The sequence below is a fragment of the Granulicella sibirica genome (assembly GCF_004115155.1).
Classification (GTDB): Bacteria; Acidobacteriota; Terriglobia; order Terriglobales; family Acidobacteriaceae; genus Edaphobacter; species Edaphobacter sibiricus.
Genome location: NZ_RDSM01000003.1, coordinates 935,002 through 954,024 on the forward strand (window position 1 = coordinate 935,002; position 19,023 = coordinate 954,024).

Sequence of the window (19,023 nt, forward strand, 5' to 3'; positions counted from 1 at the left end):
GCGAATGAGTTCTGGGCACGACACTGGATTGGGATGGGTTCCGCGGCATAATCCGTGGGCGGTGGCACTGACGGTCACCCTGGCGACGTTCATGGAGGTGCTGGACACCTCGATCGCGAACGTCGCGCTGCCGCATATCGCCGGGTCGCTGGGCGCGAGCCAGGAGGAGGCGACGTGGGTGCTCACGAGCTACCTGGTTTCGAGCGCGGTGGTGCTGCCGATCTCTGGGTGGCTCTCGAACCGGTTTGGCCGGAAGAAGTTCTACATGACCTGCGTGGCGGTGTTCACCGTCTGCTCGCTGCTGTGCGGGATAGCGCCTTCGCTTCCGATCCTGATCCTCGCTCGGATCCTGCAAGGCGCGGGCGGCGGTGGCCTTGCGCCGAGCGAGCAGGCGATTCTGGCGGACACGTTTTCGGTTGAGAAGCGTGGTCAGGCGTTCGCCGTCTACGGGATGGCGGTGGTCGTGGCCCCGGCGATCGGGCCGACGCTCGGCGGATGGATCACGGACAATTTCAACTGGCACTGGATCTTCTTTATCAACCTGCCCATCGGTCTGCTTTCTCTCTGGTTGAGCAACAGGATGGTTGAGGACCCACCGCATCTCAAGGTTCGCAAGGAGCAGGCGAAGAAGGCGAAGATTGACTTTCTTGGGCTTGGCCTGGTGGCTGTTGGCGTCGGATGCCTGGAGTACACGCTCGATAAGGGGCAGGAAAAAGACTGGTTCAGCGATCCGTGGATCCGTTTCTTCGCGATTTCGGCGACGGTGCTGCTCGTGTTCTTTGCCTGGTGGGAGTGGCATCATCCCGAGCCGATCGTCGATCTCAAACTTCTGAAAAACCGGAATTTTGGCACGGCGGTCTTCCTGCAATTGATTCTTGGGATGGTGTTGTTCGGGAGTACGGTGCTGATCCCTCAGTATCTGCAGAGCCTGCTTGGGTACACGGCCGAGAGGGCCGGGCTTGTGCTTTCGCCCGCCGGCTTCGTCATGATGGTGATGATGATGGTGGCGGGGCGCTCGCTTGGCAAGATCGACCCGAGGCTCATGGTGGCGCTCGGATATCTAGCGACAGCGGCGGGCATCTATAACCTGACGCGGCTCGACCTCTACACGGCCTATGGAACGGTGACGTGGTGGCGCATGCTCCAGGTTGTGGGGCTGCCGTTCATCTTCATACCAATTTCGACGCTGAACTATGTGGGTGTGCCGCCGAGCAAGTCCAACCAGATCTCGTCGCTTTCGAACTTTGCCCGCAACCTGGGTGGCAGCGCGGGAACGGCCTTGTTGACGACCTTCCTGGCTCGCACGGCGCAGACGCACCAGGTGGCGCTGGCGGCGAACGTGATCCCGGGCAGCCCGTCGTATCGAATCTATATGGATAAGGTGACGTCGATCCTGCAGGCAGGTGGGATGGGAGCGGCGCAGGCTTCGTCTACGGCCGTTGGACAGGCTTACCAGCAGATGCTGCGACAGGCCTCGATGCTGAGCTATCAGAATGCGTTTCTGATTCTGTCGCTGGTGATTGTCTGCCTGGTGCCGCTGCCGTTCATCATGCGACTTCCGCCCAGGCGGGCGAAGGTCGACCCGGAGGCCCTGGGAGGGCACTAGTGGGTCGTGGGAACGGACGCAAGTGTTGCCAGGTTCGCCTGAACCTGTGCCCACTGGTTCTTGTTCCGGCGCGTTGAGATGGGGGCGTTCGGGTCGGCGTAGTAGGCGATAAGGTCGTGCTTCAAAATGGGCGGGACAGGACGCGTGGGGTCCGCGGTCACGTCCCTGAGAAGAGTGGCGTAGGTCTGGTCCGTGAGGCGGTACGAGCCGGGCCGGACATCGAGGCCGGTGTCGAGGTCGCGGTTCGGCACATCGTGGGAGAGTGCATCGAAATCCTGGAGGTGGCCCCGAAGCTTCGTGACGGTATCGTTGACGCTCGCCACGTAGAGCTCTTCGGTGGAAGGCACCGGACCACGGATGGCGAGAAGGTTGAGCGGGCCTACCTTGGGAAGAAGGAAGATCAACCCGGCGAGTGAGTAGGTGCCGATCCCAGGCCTGTGGCGATACTCCTCCCAATGGTTGTCGATGGAGGCTTGAGCGAGGTCAGCCGCGAGCGTGGAGTATTGCGGGTTTGGGTCGTCGGGAGGGAAGCTGTGCCTGTGGAGGATGGACTCGGCATAAGCGATGCGCGGAAGGAACGATCGGACGGCGAACCGATAACTGCGCAGGACAGGGCGGCGATGCCCGACGACGCTCACGGCGTCGAGGCCATAGGTTTCAAAGAAGGCACGGTTCAGCAGGCGAGTTGGAATCTCGAGGCCGACGTGGCGCAGGTAGGCTAACGGCGCGAAGTGCCGTTTCGAGATCTCATTGATGTCGAAGGCGAACTCCGTCCGTACGTGCGCGTGTTCATTCTCCTCGTACGTCACCATCGGACCGTATTTCTTTGCGAGGCTCGGAAAGACGGTGGCGACCGATGGGTTGACGCATTCGGAGTGGCCATATGTGTCGCCAAGGTAGTGGGAGAGCGCGCCGACGGCGAAGGCGAGTTCGTTCGCGTTGCGCGCATCGCGGATCAGCGCGAGGACAAAATCACCGGAGCGGACATAGTGCGTCAGGTTGGAAAAGAAGGCGTTGCCGAAGGGGTAGTAGCCGAGGTCCTGAATGGCCGACCCACCGTACGCGTAGGCGTGCGCCTCCTGTAACTGCTTTGGAGTGAGGCCAGGGTACTGGGAGAGAAGAAGAGGCTGAATCGACTGCAGCCAGACGAGATCAATGATCTGTTGGTGGGTCTGAACAGAGTAAGGTCGCGCCGGAATCGCCAGGACGGCGAACGCAATCACGGACGCCAGGAATGCGCGGAGGGGCATGTTTCATCTTAACGGTTCGGTGTCTTGACATACAGGCGAGGTGCCGGAGTACGTCAGGCCCGCCGCCATCCTGCACCAGCGCGGATCTCTGGGCAGCAATGGCGTTGGGCCCTGACGAGATAGAAGAGAGTGCGTGCGCGTTCAGCCCTTCGGAGGCGCGTCACTCAATAGGACGAGCGATCGGCCTCCGATAATGATCTTTTCCGTCACGGGCTGATCGGCAAATGGATCGTCCACATTCTGCGTGTCCAGAAGGACGTGCCACTTGTTTCCGTTCGGCGGCGGAGGAAAGGTGAAGTCGACGCCTTCCGCGGCCGCGTTCACGAGAATCAGGAAGCTGTCGTCGGTCATTTCGGAGCCGTCATCGTTCGCGGCGTAGAGCGTCTTGCCGTTGAGCATGAGGCCGAGCGTTCGCGCGTATGGCTGGTCCCACGCTTCGCCCGGGATCTCGTTGCCGTCCGGGTTGTACCAGGCGATGTCGCGAACGGTTGAACCCTTCACCTGGCGATCCTGGAAGAACTTGCGGCGGTGCAGATTCGGGTGCTTGAGCCGAAACTGGATCAGCTTGGACGTGTAGTCCATGAGTCTGCGGCGCGGCGCGTCGAGGTTCCAGTCGTACCAGCTCAGCTCGTTATCCTGGCAAAAGGTGTTGTTGTTGCCGCGCTGTGACCGGGCGACCTCGTCTCCGCCCGTGAGCATCGGGACACCCTGCGACAGCATGAGCGTGGCGAGAAAGTTTCGGGTCTGACGCTCTCGCATGAGATTGATCTCTTCGTCGTCGGTCGGACCCTCGGCTCCCATGTTCCAGGAGTCGTTGTCGGTGGTGCCGTCCTTGTTGTCTTCGCCGTTCGCTTCGTTGTGTTTTTCGTTGTAGCTGACGAGGTCGCAGAGCGTAAAGCCGTCATGTGCGGTGACGAAGTTGATGCTCGCGTATGGCTTGCGTCCGTCGTACTGATAGAGGTCGGAGGAGCCGGTGAGCCGGTAGGCGAAGTCCGAGAGCTGGCCTTCGTCTCCCTTCCAGAAGCGGCGAACGGTGTCGCGATACTTGCCGTTCCACTCCGCCCACAGGATAGGGAACTGGCCGACCTGGTAGCCGCCCTCGCCCACGTCCCAGGGCTCGGCGATCAGCTTGACGTCCGCCAGGACAGGATCCTGGTGAATGGTGTCGAAGAAGCTGGAGAGCTTATTCACATCATGCAGCTCGCGGGCCAGGGTAGCGGCAAGATCGAAGCGGAAGCCATCCACGTGGAACTCGGTGACCCAGTGCCGGAGAGAATCCATGAGGAGCTTGAGCACCTGGGGGTTGTAAACGTTGAGCGTGTTGCCGGTTCCGGTGTAGTCCATGTAGAAGCGCGGATTACCGTCTACCGTGCGGTAGTAGGTGGTGTTGTCGACGCCCTTCATCGAGAGTGTAGGACCAAGTTGGTTGCCCTCGCAGGTGTGGTTGTAGACCACATCGAGGATGACCTCGATACCTGCCTTGTGGAGCGCCTTCACCATCTCCTTGAACTCATACACCTGGCCGCCTCGGTCTCCGCATGCGCTGTAGCGGGAAGCAGGAGAGAAGTAGGCCAGGGTGTTGTAGCCCCAATAGTTGGAAAGACCGATATCGACGAGGTGGCCGTCGTCGATGAAGTGGTGGATGGGAAGAAGCTCGACCGCTGTAATCCCGAGAAGCTTGAGGTAGTTGATGCTGGACTCGTGGGCGAGCCCTGCGTAGGTCCCGCGAAGGTTCTCGGGAACCATCGGGTTCTTGATGGAGTAGCCCTTGACGTGGACCTCGTAGATGACCGAGTCAGCAAGCGGGATGTCAGGCGGACAGTCGTCCTCCCACGGAAAGGTGTGATCGACCACAACGCCCTTGGGCATGCCGTCCGCCGAGTCCTTGTCGCATTTCTGGAGATCATCGCCGGTCTCGACCTTGTAGGCGAAGACCGGGGCCTTCCAGTCCACGTCGCCAGTCACGGCCTCGGCGTAGGGATCGAGGAGAAGCTTCGAAGAGTTGAAGCGAAAGCCCTTCTCCGGCTCCCACGGGCCGTCTACCCGATAGCCATAAAGCTGTCCGGGCTTAACACCGAGGAGCATTCCATGCCAGACGAAGGCCGTGCGTTCCTTGAGAGGAATGCAATCGGTCTGCTTGCCTTGCTCGTCGAAGAGGCAGAGCGAGACTGAGGTGGCATGCTCGGAGTAGAGGGCGAAGTTTGTCCCTCTGGACGACGATTTCGCGCCGAGCGGGTACGGGCGGCCGGGTAGCAACGTGGGGGGCATGGGTCCTCGTGATCGTGCGGAAGTCAAAATGTGGCGACTTCAACGTAGATGCGCGGGACAGCCGGGATGGTGTCTGGAATGGTCAAGCCAATTGCGGCGAAATGTCGGAGCTCAGCCGCTAGGCGAGCGCCTGGTTGAGGTTCTGGATGGCTTCGTCAACCTCGGCAGGGCTCTTGTAGCCAACCGTTACGGCGTCGACGCCCGCATTGCGGAAGGCGAACTTCATCGCCAGTTGGCGATCCTCATGGTTGAAGACACCCTCGCCCACCAGCTTCATGCTGATGACGCCCATGCCTTCCTTCCGGACCTGGTGGACGTGCTTGACGACCTCGCCGACGTTGCCGAGGCCTTCCGTGTTGTAGTCCTCGGCGTCCATGCGCGTGCCCTTGTGGTTCACGCGGATCATCGCGACCTGCAGCCACGGATCGGACGGCATCTGGCGCAGGGCGGGGAGGCCGTGGACCGACGCGCCGCGTCCGATGACGATCTTCTTCTGCTGGGCTTCGGCAATGCCGTCGGCGTAGCGGCTGCTCTCGGCCGGCCAGTTGCCGGTGTGCTGCCAATGGAGGAGCATGACGTCGAAGTACTCCGTCTTCGCGAGGGTGCGGAGTTCGTCGATCTTGGCCTGCGGATTCCCGTTCGCATGGGTCGTGATCTTCGACATCAACTGGTAGTTCTCACGCGGAATCCCTTGAAGCGCGATGCCGAGCATCTTGTGCATCTCGCCGTAGGATTCGGCCGTCTCGAAGAATCGGATACCGCGGTCGTAGGCATAACGGACGAGCTTCGTGAACTGCTCCTGGCCGAGATCGCGCTGCACCTGCCCGCCGAAACTCCCGGTGCCGAAGGCGAGGCGCGTCACTTTTACGCCGGAGTTGCCGAGCGGGACCATGTCGGTCGCGGTCATCGGTTGAGCGAAGAGAGGAAGGTGGGCGCTTGCCAGGGCACCGGCGGCGATGCCGGTTTTCAGGAAATTCCGTCGCGACGTGAGAGTCATGGCGTCCCTCCGATGTTGCACAGAATGCTACCACGCTCAGGGGTGCTCTAGTTTCCGTTAGCCGGGCCCGGCGAGGCTTTGTCGACCTCGACGCCAAAGACATAGCTCGGACCGAACATGTTGCTCGTGAAGATAACAAGCTTGTGGTCCGGGGAGAATCGTACGTTCGGCTCCAGGCGATAGTTGTGTTTGGACATGGTCACCAGGTGTTCCGCATGAAACACTCCGGGCTGGATAAAGCCCGGCTGGTTGATGCCGTCGACCTTCTTCATCTCTGGATGGAAGAGCTCGATGAACTCTCCGTCGGGAGCCTTGGCGACCTGACCCGGATCGCCGCCATCGCCCGTGAACAAGCCTTCGTCGGCGGTGACGTTGAAATGAATCGACCACTCATTCCGATCCATGTGGAAGGCTCGGCGGCGATGCGTCGCGACATCGTATCCGGCGAGATAGAAGTCCTCGCCTTTGATCGGCTGCCAGTCGTACCAGATGGTTTTGCCGTCGATCCCCCAGAACTCATGTCCGGCGATCTCCTGGGCGAAGGTGCGTTTGTGGATGAGCGTGTTCTGGCTTCCGTCGGTGCGAATCGTCCAGATACGATCGACCTTCTGCCACGGACCTTCGTGGCAGTACATCAGAAGCGTTGGGTCGGCGGGCGAGAAGAGCAGGTGGTTGACCCAGTCAGTCGAGTGGAGCAGCGTCGTGAGCTTGCCGGTCTTGAGGTTGATCGTGAAGAGAATCAAGGGCTGCCGCGAAGCGAGGCGGCGCTCCATCATCTCGCCCTTGCCGTCAGGTTGGACGAGCGTGCCCGATTGCGCCCCGGTTACCTGGCGAACGGCCGGGGTTCCCGTGGGCGACGTGAGGTTCGCTCCGTACTCCGGCGCGACGGGAGATCCGTCATTCATCGTGCCGGCAGCGAGCGTCTCGTCCGCGTTGATCGTGGCGACGCTGTTCGCCCCCTCCGGAAGCGTGACGAGTTCTGTCACGACGCCTGTGTCGACGTCGGCCTTGTACAGCGTGCTGAGCTTGGTGGTGAGGTCCATCTTCGAAAAGAAGATGCTCGGCGTCTGATGCCCGGCGACGATGGCGTGGACGCCGCCCCGGTAGCGGGCAACAGGATCTTCGGTCTCCGGACGCGGAGGGTTCGGCACCAGCAAGCGGGTCTTGCGCGTGGCGAGATCGAGGACGTGAATGCCGTCCGGCGCGGTGTAGATCATCTTCCGCCCGTCCGGCGTGTAGGCGTTGTTATTGAAGTAGAAGCCGGTGGAGTTCGGCTCGTTGGTCAGGCGGATCACGCGATGGCCCGTGGTCTTATCGACCCAGCTTTGCGGTGGCGGGCTCGCAGGAGCAACCGCCTGGGAGACGGCAAGCGCGGGGAAACACGAGAAGGTCAGGGCAGCGAGAAGAAACCGGGGAGTAGTGCTCGTCATACGTGTGCTCCAGATGCGGTAGCGCGAATCATTCGTCGCCGGACCACGGAAAGATGGCGCGTTGGGTTATACAGATTTACGAGAATCATTGAGAAATAGTTTCCGTAGGGAACAGCTAAGGCCCGATGCGAGCCGATGTAGCCCCTGCAGGTAGATGGGTACGGGTTTGACTGTCTCCGCTCCAGTGCGTGTGCGACGGGCGAAAGTTCAAGAAATCAGGGCGATTCCCTCTCCGCGACAGCCGGTTTCGCGTCCGATCGGCAGAGCTCCACATGCTATCCTGACGTTGATTTCACAGGGAAATCAGGACTGCGCGGGGATCGGGTGAATGGCTGTATCGACACAGCGGCAGCAGTTCACGTTGGGCGAACGGCTCCGGGCGCATGTGCAGATTGCCAGGCTCGACCACTCCATCAAGAACCTCTTTGTCCTCCCCGGGATCATCGTCCCGCTAAGCGTCGATCCGTCGCTTTTGACCGGTGCGCTCGTCGTCAAGGTCGCGATCGCATTCCTTGCCATCACCCTGGTTGCCTGCAGCAATTACGTCATTAACGAAGTGCTCGATGCGCCATTCGATCGGCTCCACCCGACGAAATTCATGCGTCCCGCGGCGCGCGGCGTCGTCCATACTGGGGCGGCGTATGTGCAGTGGCTTGTGATGATGATCGCCGGTGTTGGGATCGGGTTCATCTTCCTTGGGAAGATGTTCGCGCTGGCGGCTATCGCGCTGTGGGTGATGGGGTGCTTCTATAACTTCCCCCCCATCCGCACAAAAGACGTGCCGTACCTCGATGTGTTGACGGAGTCGATCAATAATCCGTTGCGCATGCTTCTCGGCTGGTACACGGTCACGTCAGTGATCGTCCCTCCGGTCTCTCTCCTCTTCTCGTATTGGATGATCGGGTGTTATTTCATGGCGTTGAAGCGGTTCAGCGAGTTGTCGGAGATCGGGGACAAGGCGGTGGCGGGTGCCTATCGTGCTTCGTTCAAGCACTACACGCCGGAGTCGCTCCTGGTGTCGGTGGTCTTCTACGCTTCGGCTGCGATGCTGTTCTTTGGGGCATTTTCAGTGCGATACCGGCTCGAGTTGATTCTTGGCTTTCCGCTGGTCGCGCTGACCATGGCGATCTACTTCAGGCTTTCGTTCCAGAAGGGCAGCTCGGTACAGAACCCGGAGAAACTTTACCGCGAGCCGATGTTGATGGCCGCCTTCGTCGCGACGGCGCTCACGATCGGTATCCTCCTCTTCGTCCATATGCCAAGGCTCGAGCAGTTCTTCACGCCGACCCTTCCGGTGACCCCTGTGACGGCAATCCCAGTGAGGCCCTCCTAGTGGACCTGGCGCACGAGGGTCGCGACGGAAAGCTGGTAGAACGGCTCGTTCTTCTGGTGAGCCTTATTGTGTTGCTGATGCAGTCCTCTGTCCGGCCCATGGAGGCGGACGAGATGTACGGCTACTTCACGGCAGCGGAACCGTCGGCGTGGGCCGTGTTGCGCACGCAGATGAGTGCGCCTATCTCGCTCGACCCACCGACGTATCAGTTGCTCTCGCACGGGACGATGGACGTGGTCGGCGCGAATTCCCTCGGTGCGCGGCTTCCGTCGATCCTTGGCTTTCTCCTCATGCAGTGGTGCCTGTTCGTCTTCGTGCGTCGACTCGCGGGCGTGTGGGCCGGGTGGTTCGCCATGATCTTCCCGCTTGCGACCTATACCCTGCACTACGCCGCGCAGGGACGTCCCTATGGATGGCTGCTCGGTATGTACGGAGCGGCTCTGGTCTGCTGGCAGGCTGCCGCACGCCGGGAAGACGAAGGCATAGACGAAGACCGGTTCTGGATCCTCGTCGGCCTGGGAGCCGCTCTCGTCGGAGCCATTACCAGCCACTTCTTCGGCCTGCTCATTCTCATCCCCATATGCGCTGCGGAACTGGCTCGCACATTCACACGGAGAAAGCTCGACCCAGGTGTCCTCACCGCGATAGCCGTGGGCATCGCTTCGGTCGCGACGCTTCTTCCGTTCAAGGCTGCCGTCACGATTTATCGCGAGCACTATTACACGAAGATGCCGGGAGTCCGCACCGTCTCGCTGGCCTACCGGAGGCTCTTTCTGGAGTATCCTTCGAGTTGGGGGCTTGGAGCGCAGAGGAATGCACTCATCGTTCTGACGGCGTTCGTCCTCGGAGTCTTCGCCTTAGCCTGGCTGCGCTTCAGAAAGAGACCTGCAGGCGAGCCCATGGCGGACTGGGTTGCCGTCGCCGTGCTCGCCGCGCTCCCCTTCTTCGGTTATGCCTTCGCGCTCGTCGTGACGAAGACAATCGAGGTGCGCTACGTCATGCCCGCGCTGCTTGGCTTGACGATTCTGCTTGCGCTTGGCCTTCAGCCCATCTTCCAAAAACCTGCAGGCGCAAAGATCGCGCTCGGAACCGTCGTGGTGGCGGCTATGGTTTCCATCGGGGGCATCGGCCTCATGGACCTCGCGGCCCGGACGGCTCTCCGCCAGGAAATGGCCCACATCTCGGACTCTGGCAATGGCGAAACCCTCTACACCGTTGACATGGGCAAGTTCGTCACCCACTGGTTCTACGCCGACGACGCTCTCCGTGGCCGCCTGACCTACGTCTACTCGCAGGAGCGCGAGATCGCTCTCATGGACCATGACGTCAACTACCTTACGGCGATCTTCATGTCGAAGATGGCCCCGACGGTACGGGTCGCCTCGTATGAGCAGTTCCTCGAGGATTCAAGTGACGGAACCGCCTCGCTCGTCGTCGTCTACCCCGACTCCGGTTGGGACTGGATGCCGCGCGAACTCCGCGAAAGCAGCGCCAGCGTCACGCCGCTGGGAACAGCGCTCGGCGGCTCGCTGGAGCGTGTCGTCGTCCGCTGAAAGCGCCCGATTCAGCACGCAGGAAGTCGGCCGTTTCCTAATCCCTTTCGCGTTCCGTATCATAGGGTTCACGTATGCCTAGCTTTCAGGACAGCGCAGTCATCTTTATCATCGCCCTCCTGCTCTTCGGGCCGCGCAAGCTCCCCGAGCTTGCACGGCAGTTGGGCAAGCTGATGGGTGAGTTTCGCCGGGCCTCGAACGATTTTCGGATGCAGATGGAAGACGAGCTGCGCATGACCGAGCAGGCCGAGCGCCAGAAAGAGATCGCCGCCATCGAAGCCGCCGCACCCAGGCCCGCCATCGCCGCTCCCGCGCAGGAGGAACCCGTCGCGGAGAGTTCGTACACTTCGTCGCCGGTCGCTGAGGAAGCCACGACATCCGAGCCGCTGCCTATCGCCAGCTCGGGGGAATTGAAGATGATGCCACCGAGCACGGGGCTGCCCACCGCCCGCGGAGCGGTGAGCGATGAGAGCGAGTCGGCGTTGACGCCTTTGCTGGAGTCGATTCCGGAAGCGCCGCCGAACCGGACAGAGTTCGCCGACCACACCATCCACACGCCGGACGCGGCAGGCAGCGACGCACATCAGGCGGACCATCATGGATGATCCGATCGACCCGATTGACCGCGCACGAGCAGCCGTAAAGGACCGGGCAGACCTTCCAGGCATGAGCCTGATGGAGCACCTCGAAGAGCTCCGCAAGCGGCTCATCCATGCGGTCGCCTACCTCCTGATCGGCTTCGCGGTCGCTTACGCCTTCCACGAGAAGCTGTACGGCTACATTCAGAAGCCGCTCGACGATCAGGGCATCCTGCTGAACTACACGCACCCGACCGACCCGCTGAATCTCTACCTCAAGACGGCGTTCGTGGGCGGCTTCATCCTCGCGAGCCCGTTCATCCTCTACCAGGTATGGCTCTTCATCTCGCCCGGCATGTACGCGAACGAGAAGAAGTACGTCTTCCCGTTCATGGGCGCGACGGTCGCGCTGTTTCTCAGCGGAGCATGGTTCGGCTATCACTGGGTACTGCCTGGAGCTCTCAAATTCCTCATCGGGGACTTCGGCAAGAAGTTCCACCCCATCATCACGATCGAGGACTATACCGGCTTCTTCCTCGCCGTAATCCTTGGTCTCGGCATTACGTTTGAGCTGCCCATCCTCATCTTCTTCCTCGCGCTCTTCGGCATTGTCGACGGCAAGTTCCTGATCAAGCACATCCGCTACGCCATCCTCGCGATCTTCATCATCGCGGCGATCATCTGCCCCACGCCCGACCCGGTAGGCATGTGCATCTTCGCCTCGCCGATGCTCGTGCTGTACCTCATCGGCGTTGGAGTCGCGTTTCTTGTCCATCCGGACCGGCGCCGGGCGCGGGAGAATAAAGCTGGATGATCTTCTCTAGGTTGAAAAAGCTGGCAGCCTGCCTGGCTCTGGTCTCCTGTGCCGCACTCACCAACGCCCAGCCCTCTGCAAAGGCCACGGCCGGTGCGGGGCATGTGAGTGGCGCTGCTGTGTTTGCGCTCACCCAGCAGCTTCTCGCCGTGGCTCCGAAGCGCTTCAATGCGTCACCCGGCCACGCCAGGGCGGAGGAGTTCATCCAGCAGCACTTCGCACCCGAGCGGGCCAAGGGGAACTTCGAGCAGGACAGCTTCTCCGCGAACACCCCTGCCGGACGCCAGTCGATGAACAACTACATCGTGCGCTTTCCGGGCAAGAAGGATGGCATCATCGTCCTCGCCACGCACTATGAGACCAACTGGCCGCTCCGCGACATCAACTTCTACGGCGCGAACGACGGAGCCGCGACCACCGCGCTCCTGATCGGCATCGGCGAGTACCTCCGCGCACACCCGCCGCAGGGCTACTCCGTGTGGCTCGTCTTCTTCGACGGGGAAGAGGCCGTGAAGGAGTGGTCCGACTCGGACTCCCTCTACGGCTCGCGCCACCTCGCCGCCAAGTGGAGCCAGAACGGCACGCTCGCAAAGATCAAGGCCTACTTGCTCGCCGACATGTGCGGCGACAAGGACCTGAACATCGATCGCGACTCAAACTCCACCCCGTGGCTCCTCTCGATGCTGAGCGTGGCCGCCAAAAACACCGGGCACTCCGCTTCGATCTTCAAGAACGATACCGAGGTGCTGGACGACCACCTTCCCTTCAAGCAGCGCGGCGTGCCCGTCCTCGACATCATCGATCTCGACTACGGCCCTCACACCCGCGAGCACCCCGAGGGATACCACCATACCGATATGGACACCATCGACAAGATCAGCGCCCACTCGCTCCAGATCTCGGCTGACCTGTTCCTCGAAATGATCAAGCTGCTGGATCAGAAGTAAAGAAAAATAAGCAAAGAGCCTGGTCTTACAGCCCCGGCGGCGGGTGCCCCGGTCCCCCCGGTCCACCGAATCCACCCACCGGTTTCGGCGTCGCCGTCGGGTCGACCATGATCGTGATCTCCGCGATCCACGGCACATTCGGAATCGGGTTCGTGTTGATCAGGTGCGCCACGGTCGTCCGCCCACCCTGCGACTGAAAGATCCCATCCTCCGCTGCAGTCGTTCGATGAATCTTGTGGCTGCTATAAGGCTCCGTCGCCATTACCGGGAGAAGCAAATCCTCTGGAAAGAAGATCTGCCCCACGTGAGCGGTGTGCCCGGCCTTGTAGGTGTCGTCGGCAGGATGTCCACCGAACCTCACCTTCATATGAATGTGGTTCGTCCGCCCTTCGTAGAAGCCCGGCACGATCGTTTCGAACCGTGCCGTCCCGTCAGCTGCGGTCATCTGCAACCCGCGGCAGAAGGTGAGCTTATCGGTCGGCTGCATCGCCGGTGGCGGCCCTCCCGGTCCTCCCGGCCCATGATCCGGATCCCCCGGCATACGGTCCGGCGGCGGTCCCGGCGGACGACCACCCGGCCCACCCTCCGGCGGTCCCATGTGCTGCGACGCTTTCGTATAGCCCGAGTAGATCCCCGAAGCATCGCAGTGCCACAGGTCGATCGCGGCTGACGGGATCGGCTTGCAGGTTCGCGTGTCCAGAAACTTCAGGTGAAGATGCAGCGGCGTGCCCGGACGTCCCTCGTGAATAGCCGGCCGGATGAGTTCATCGGCGACATAGAACGGCCCAACCTCCTGCTCCGGCGTCAGGACACAAGGCACCGCGTCATAGGAGAACCCGGCAAAGGCGAAGCGGCTGAGCGGAAGTGCAGCGGCGGTGGTCGCGAGAAATCTGCGGCGTGTAAGTTGGGGCATGTTGCTGAATCTCCTGGCCCGGCGAGGGAACTTCACCCTGTAGGACGGGGATTTCCCGGGGGAGTTTCAGTCGCCCAGGCCTCTAAGTGCGACAGAGTTCGGCCGAGATCACCTCGCGCCGGTCCAGTGCGATCTGCGCGATGTGATTCAGGTTCATCCGGTAGAAAGCTAAGGCGCCAACGGTCAGCACGGCGAACACCGGCACAGGGACCCACGGCTCGTCGACATGATGCGCCAGATAAACGGTCGCGGCCCCAAGCGCAAGGCTCAGCAGCAGAAGCAGCAGCCCGATCAGCGCATTGAGCTGCCCCGGTCGCCCTTGCCGAAATTTGCCCAGGTCAACCAGCCGCGGCGCGTAGACCGACCGGATATTTCCCGCGGTCGTATTGAGGGTAAGCGTGAACGCAAGCCAAAGATAGATAGCAAGCAGCGTTGGTAGAGGAGGCATGGGCGCTGTCGACAGGACAATAGCCGACGCAAGCACCACTTCAACCAGGATGATGCTGACACTGACGATGTTTTTCGCGATCACCACGTCGCGAAGCTGGATAGGCGCAAGGAAGTAGAGATTCACCCCCGGCCCCTCGGTGCCAAGGATGTTGTACATACTCACCGTAAACCCAAGCAGGATGTAAGCGAGCGCCGAGGGAAGAAGCCAGTCCTGCGAGCGGTGCATGATGCCCGACCGCGTCACCAGGATAAAGACCATGAAGATCGGGCTGATCATCGAGAGCAGCAGAGGCCCCGACCGCATCAGGTAGCGAAGATCCTTCACAACACAGGCGGCCACAATCGGCGAGAGCCAGCCAGCCTCGATCGATCGAGGCGTACCGACGAGCGCGGGAGCCTCAAACATCTCCGCCGTCGGCGCCGTCGTGGGCTCCGCGAAAGTTGCCATCGCCGGCGCCTCGCTGAAGCTCTCTCCCCGGAACTCCCCGCGAAGCCGCCTCGCGTACATGCCAAGGAAGCCAAGCCCGTATGCCAGGAGAGCGATAACCGGCGCGGCAGCCTGAGCCGCTGCGCCACGGCTGAACTGCGTGATTGCGGTAGCCGCAAGTCCAGGCGGAAGAGCATTGAGCATCGGTTCAGCCACATGCCCGTAGTGCTTCATCGCCGCAACCTGCTGCGCATGCTTCGCCCGTGCAACCGCGTCATGCCGCTCACTGAACCCGGGGTTGAACGTGACGTTCAATACCTGGAAGCCAAGCATCGCGATCACGAAGATCCCGATCAGCACCTCGCGCGTCTTCCGCTCCGCAAAGAAGCGATCGAACCATAGGAAGATCATCCGGAAGAAGAAGAGGATGGTGAGGTCGAGCAGAAGAAAGATCAACGCCGCAGGCAGAAAGAGCGACGGCCGCGCGATCCCCGCACCGATCGAGGCCGAAAGTAGCGCAAGCGTGCAGATCACCGTCGGCGTATCGAGCAGGCTGAACACCAAGCGGATCAGCAGGTACGTCGAAAACCTCAGCGGGAACCGCAGAAGCATCGTCAGATCGAAGGTCGGAGCCGCTGCCTTCGCGCTGATGGTGAATGTCTGCCACACGCCATAGACGATCCACAGAAGCAGGGCGAAGTACTTGTAGTCGTTCTGGCTGACGATGTAGAAAGCCCCCGCCCCAGCCCCTACGATCGGTCCAATCGCGAGAACCGCCATGAATGGCAGCAGGAATAACCGGGCGACAAGCTCGCCCTTTCCGCCCTTGGTCCGGAACGAGCTGAGAAACAGGCGTCCCCGAAGCCACGCAATGGCAATAAGCTGCTCGCGCTGCGTTGGGAGGCGGGGAGCGCCTTCGCTTAGCCCAGCCACGTCAACTCCCGCGCCGGCGCGTCGGCTGCATGGCGCGAGCCGACGACGCGGATAAAGATCTCCTCCAGCGTCAGGTGCTCGGGAGCCTCACCCGGTGCAGCCGCCGTCTGCACGCCCGCTCGAAGCTCTTCGAGCGACCCATGCGTGATCAGCCGGCCATGATCGATGATCGCAATATGCGAGCACAGCCGCTCGACGATCTCGAGCACATGCGAGGTCAGAAAGATCGTCGCACCCCGAGCGATCATGCCTTGCAGCATGGCCTTGAGCGTTCCCGAAGCAATCGCGTCGACCCCTTCAAATGGCTCGTCGAGGAAGAGGATTCTGGGCCCATGAATCACGGCGGCGGCCAAAGCGATCTTCTTCTGCATTCCATGCGAGTAGTCGGTGATGAGCTTCTTCGGCTCGTTCGCCAGCCCCATGAACTCGAGCAACTCGGTCGTCCTGCGAACGGTCAGCGCCCGGTCCAGCCCATACATCTGCCCGACAAACCGGAGATACTCCGCCCCGGTAAGTCGGCCAAAGAGCGCAAGCCCCTCAGGAACCACGCCAATCTGGCGTTTTACCTCTAACGGATGCGCGGTCGCATCAAGCCCAAGGATCTCGATCGTCCCGGAGGTAGGGGCGAGAAGCCCGGTCAGCATCTTGATGGTGGTGGACTTCCCCGCGCCATTCGGTCCGAGGAAGCCGAAGAACTGCCCCGCGGCCACGGTCAGATTCACATCCTGAACGGCGGTGAAGTCTCCGAAACGGCGGGTCAAGCCGACGGTGCTGACGGCTGGTGTCATGGATGAGACTAAGAATACGTCAGCTGGCAGGTTTCGTGGACTGCCCGCCAGCTACGCCTTACATCGGTGGAGGATGATGCGGGTCTACGGAACCGGAGACTGAACCGGCACCATTGGACCTCGTCTTCGCTTCGATGTTCACCATGTCCCGCAGTTCCTTCGCTGGTTTGAAGAAGGGAACGCGCTTTGCGGGAACATCCACCCGCGCCCCGGTCTTTGGGTTGCGTCCGATGCGCGGATTTCGTTTGCGCGTACGGAAACTTCCGAAGCCCCGGATCTCAACCTTGTCGTCAGCCTTGAGAGCGCCGATGACAGCTTCAAACATGGTGTCGACGATCACTTCTCCGTCTCGCCGGGTGAGATCGCCGAGTGAGGTTACCTTGTCGACGAGGTCAGCTTTAGTCATAAGCGGCTCCAGTTTCTGTGGCGCATGAGTGTCTCTCAGATCTTAGGCGTAAACCCATGATCAGGATGGAAGTTGCGGTATGTAAAGGAGTTGGCAAAATAAAAATGCGCACGGCGGGATCCCGCCGATTCGCTCAAAGGGGGTAGACGCACCGCCCGCGGATTTTGTCGCAGGCGCGGCCGTCGCCAATCGAAATTAGTTGTGGACGTGGAGATTCTGACCGGCTGGACGCGTTCCGGGAGGCGTTTGCGCCTCTACTTCCACATGAAGTAGAAGCCGGGAGCCTGGTTCAGGATCTTCCCCGGAGTCGGGAACAGATCATCGGCGTCGCCATTCAGAAAGGCCGAGAGCCCCTTCTTGGTCGATGGCTTCACGATATCCGGCTCGCCCGAGATGCCGACATCCTTCGCCGTATCCATCAGCGCGATCCGATACCCGCCGACCTTATCGATCAGCCCGAGTGGCAGCGACTGCTGCCCCGTCCAGACCTGCCCGGTCGCAAGCGGACGAATCTTGTCATCGGTCGTGTGACGCCCCTCTGCGACGTCGTGGATGAACTGGCCATACATATTGTCGACGAGCGATTGGAAGTAAGCCTGCTCCTTCGGCGTCAGATCGCGGCTCGGATCGCCCGCATCCTTCAACTCGCCCGCATGGATGATCACGTTCTTCAGCTTGGCCCAGCGCATCAGGTCGCCGTAGTTGGTCCACTCCATGATGACGCCGATCGACCCGACCACCGATGCGTCGTTCGCATAGATCTTGTCGCAGGCACTGGCGATGTAATAAGCGCCCGACGCTCCCACCGACTCGACCGACGCAACGATCTTCTTATGCTTCTCCTGCCGTATGCGAAGAACCTCGTGATAGATCTCCTGCGAAGCAGCCGCCCCGCCACCAGGCGAATTGATGTGCAGCAGAATCGCCTTCACCGAGCTATCGTCGCCGAACTTACGAAGCTGCGTGTCTACCTTGTCGGCATCGAGAATCACGCCATCGACATCGATGACAGCGATCGAGCTACCGGTATTGAAGGTCGTGGTGGAGGTTCCAGTGAACGCACGGACGGTCGACCAGAGCATCGCGGTAATCAGCAGGGCGATCACAGCCAGCGATCCACCAATCACCGCAACCCAGAACCATCCCGAACGCCGAGGGGCCAGCGCCGCCGGATAACCCGGATAAGCCGGCCGTCCATACGCACCCGGGTAGCCGCCGCCGTACACCGGGCCGTAATTCGGAGGAAAAGTCGAGCCGGAAGGCGCATTGCCCTGGGGATTCGCGGGAGGCGGAGGCGGCGGTGGTGGAGGCGAAGCGAAGTCTTCCGGCATGATGGGTAAGTTTATCAGTACCGGAGGAGTGTCCTTTGCGGTCCTCGGAAGTCCGTACCCATGGCGCAGTGGTGAGTCATGGCTTATTTACAGTATGATCAACCACTGTGCTTGCGCCCGATCGATCCTTCGGTCAGGCGCCGCGTTTCCCGACAAACGAAGAAGGCCCGACGTGACGCATCCCCATCTCAGCATCGTAATCCCGGCGTATAACGAATGTGCCCGCATTGAGGCGACGCTGGAACGCGTGCTGGAGTGCGTTCAGCAGCGCGGATGGGACGCCGAAGTCCTCGTGATCGACGACGGTTCGACCGACGAGACCCCGCAGATCGTTGAGCGCTGGATGAAGCTTCACCCGCGCCTTCACCTTCTCAAGAATCCCGGAAACCGTGGCAAAGGCTATAGCGTCCGCAGCGGCCTCCTTCAGGCGGCCGGTGACATCGTCATGTTCACCGACGCCGATCTCTCCGCGCCCATGGAAGAAGCGGAACTCCTCTTCGCCGCCCTCGATCGCGGCGCGGACGTCGCGATCGGCTCGCGCTGGCTCGATAAGGCCCGTCAGACCGCCCACCAGCCGCTCTACCGCCGCTTTTTTGGCCGCTGTTTCAACGGCGTCGTGCGCCTCGCCATGGGTCTCCCGTTCAAGGACACCCAGTGTGGCTTCAAGGCGTTCAAGCGCCCCGTTGCCCAGATGATCTTCCGTCTCCAGCGTATTGAGCGCTGGGGCTTCGATCCCGAGATCCTGTACCTCGCCCGCAAACTGAAGTTCCGCGTCGAAGAGGTTCCCGTCACCTGGGGCCACGACGAGCGCAGCCGCATCAGCTACCTCAAAGACGGCATGAAGATGCTCGAAGAGGTCGGCGTCATCCGCTGGAACAGCCTCGCCGGACGCTACGACGCGGCCATCGCTCTCAAGGACCTCCAGCGAGCCGGAGAAGCCGCTCCCCAGGGCCGTGCCCAGGTGGATGCGCGTGGTAAGGTCGGCTGAAAGCGGCTTTG

At 61.3% G+C, this 19,023-nt stretch carries 16 protein-coding genes; 7 read left to right on the forward strand and 9 right to left on the reverse strand.

All coding sequences use genetic code 11. From position 1 onward, the window contains the following. Positions 1 to 4: 4 nt before the first annotated feature. The gene (locus tag GRAN_RS20595; RefSeq protein ID WP_128914890.1) at positions 5 to 1,606 is read left to right on the forward strand and encodes a DHA2 family efflux MFS transporter permease subunit; all 1,602 of its coding nucleotides are present in this window, start codon (positions 5 to 7) and stop codon (positions 1,604 to 1,606) included. Here GRAN_RS20595 and GRAN_RS20600 read toward each other — a convergent pair. The 4 genes from GRAN_RS20600 to GRAN_RS20615 form a co-directional block, all read right to left on the reverse strand. Continuing rightward, on the reverse strand, positions 1,603 to 2,856 hold the full coding sequence (locus GRAN_RS20600) for a zinc dependent phospholipase C family protein (RefSeq protein ID WP_128914891.1): 1,254 nt from the start codon (positions 2,854 to 2,856) through the stop codon (positions 1,603 to 1,605). The two genes, GRAN_RS20595 and GRAN_RS20600, sit on opposite strands and share 4 nt — an antisense overlap. A 141-nt stretch (positions 2,857 to 2,997) precedes the next feature. Next, positions 2,998 to 5,124: a glycogen debranching protein GlgX gene (glgX, locus tag GRAN_RS20605; protein ID WP_128914892.1), complete on the reverse strand. Its 2,127-nt coding sequence runs from the start codon at positions 5,122 to 5,124 to the stop codon at positions 2,998 to 3,000. A 118-nt stretch (positions 5,125 to 5,242) separates the two neighbouring features. Continuing rightward, positions 5,243 to 6,121: an aldo/keto reductase gene (locus tag GRAN_RS20610; RefSeq protein WP_128914893.1), complete on the reverse strand. Its 879-nt coding sequence runs from the start codon at positions 6,119 to 6,121 to the stop codon at positions 5,243 to 5,245. A gap of 47 nt (positions 6,122 to 6,168) precedes the next feature. Then, the gene (locus tag GRAN_RS20615) at positions 6,169 to 7,551 is read right to left on the reverse strand and encodes an oligogalacturonate lyase family protein (protein WP_128914894.1); all 1,383 of its coding nucleotides are present in this window, start codon (positions 7,549 to 7,551) and stop codon (positions 6,169 to 6,171) included. Positions 7,552 to 7,879: 328 nt separating this feature from the next. Between GRAN_RS20615 and GRAN_RS20620 the strand changes: the two genes are divergently transcribed. From GRAN_RS20620 to GRAN_RS20640, 5 genes are all read left to right on the forward strand, one after another. After that, positions 7,880 to 8,884 carry a UbiA family prenyltransferase gene (locus tag GRAN_RS20620; RefSeq protein WP_128914895.1) on the forward strand — a complete coding sequence of 335 codons (1,005 nt, stop codon included), beginning with the start codon at positions 7,880 to 7,882 and terminating at the stop codon, positions 8,882 to 8,884. Then, the gene (locus GRAN_RS20625; protein WP_128914896.1) at positions 8,884 to 10,437 is read left to right on the forward strand and encodes a glycosyltransferase family 39 protein; all 1,554 of its coding nucleotides are present in this window, start codon (positions 8,884 to 8,886) and stop codon (positions 10,435 to 10,437) included. The genes GRAN_RS20620 and GRAN_RS20625 overlap by 1 nt, the downstream gene beginning before the upstream one ends. 74 nt (positions 10,438 to 10,511) lie before the next feature. Further along, entirely contained in the window at positions 10,512 to 11,042 is a 531-nt protein-coding gene (locus GRAN_RS26780) for a Sec-independent protein translocase subunit TatA/TatB (RefSeq protein ID WP_128914897.1), read from the forward strand. Next, a complete protein-coding gene (gene tatC / locus GRAN_RS20635; protein WP_128914898.1) occupies positions 11,035 to 11,829 on the forward strand; it encodes a twin-arginine translocase subunit TatC in 795 nt (264 codons plus the stop codon). The genes GRAN_RS26780 and tatC overlap by 8 nt, the downstream gene beginning before the upstream one ends. Next, entirely contained in the window at positions 11,826 to 12,776 is a 951-nt protein-coding gene (locus GRAN_RS20640; protein ID WP_128914899.1) for a M28 family peptidase, read from the forward strand. The genes tatC and GRAN_RS20640 overlap by 4 nt, the downstream gene beginning before the upstream one ends. Positions 12,777 to 12,801: 25 nt before the next feature. Here the strand turns inward: GRAN_RS20640 and GRAN_RS20645 are convergent, their stop codons facing one another. From GRAN_RS20645 to sppA, 5 genes are all read right to left on the reverse strand, one after another. Continuing rightward, positions 12,802 to 13,689 (reverse strand): intradiol ring-cleavage dioxygenase, encoded by an 888-nt coding sequence (locus tag GRAN_RS20645; protein ID WP_128914900.1) that lies wholly within the window; start codon positions 13,687 to 13,689, stop codon positions 12,802 to 12,804. An 82-nt stretch (positions 13,690 to 13,771) separates the two neighbouring features. Continuing rightward, positions 13,772 to 15,499 (reverse strand): hypothetical protein, encoded by a 1,728-nt coding sequence (locus GRAN_RS20650; protein ID WP_128914901.1) that lies wholly within the window; start codon positions 15,497 to 15,499, stop codon positions 13,772 to 13,774. Then, the gene (locus tag GRAN_RS20655; protein WP_128914902.1) at positions 15,487 to 16,287 is read right to left on the reverse strand and encodes an ABC transporter ATP-binding protein; all 801 of its coding nucleotides are present in this window, start codon (positions 16,285 to 16,287) and stop codon (positions 15,487 to 15,489) included. The genes GRAN_RS20650 and GRAN_RS20655 overlap by 13 nt, the downstream gene beginning before the upstream one ends. A gap of 58 nt (positions 16,288 to 16,345) precedes the next feature. Then, positions 16,346 to 16,693, reverse strand: a complete 348-nt coding sequence (locus tag GRAN_RS20660) for an HU family DNA-binding protein (RefSeq protein WP_128914903.1) — start codon at positions 16,691 to 16,693, stop codon at positions 16,346 to 16,348. A 254-nt stretch (positions 16,694 to 16,947) separates the two neighbouring features. Beyond that, positions 16,948 to 18,024: a signal peptide peptidase SppA gene (gene sppA, locus GRAN_RS20665; protein WP_128914904.1), complete on the reverse strand. Its 1,077-nt coding sequence runs from the start codon at positions 18,022 to 18,024 to the stop codon at positions 16,948 to 16,950. Between the two features lie 172 nt (positions 18,025 to 18,196). On the opposite strand from sppA, the gene GRAN_RS20670 reads away from it, so the two are divergent. Continuing rightward, entirely contained in the window at positions 18,197 to 19,012 is an 816-nt protein-coding gene (locus tag GRAN_RS20670) for a dolichyl-phosphate beta-glucosyltransferase (RefSeq protein WP_128914905.1), read from the forward strand. The last annotated feature ends 11 nt before the right edge of the window (positions 19,013 to 19,023 follow it).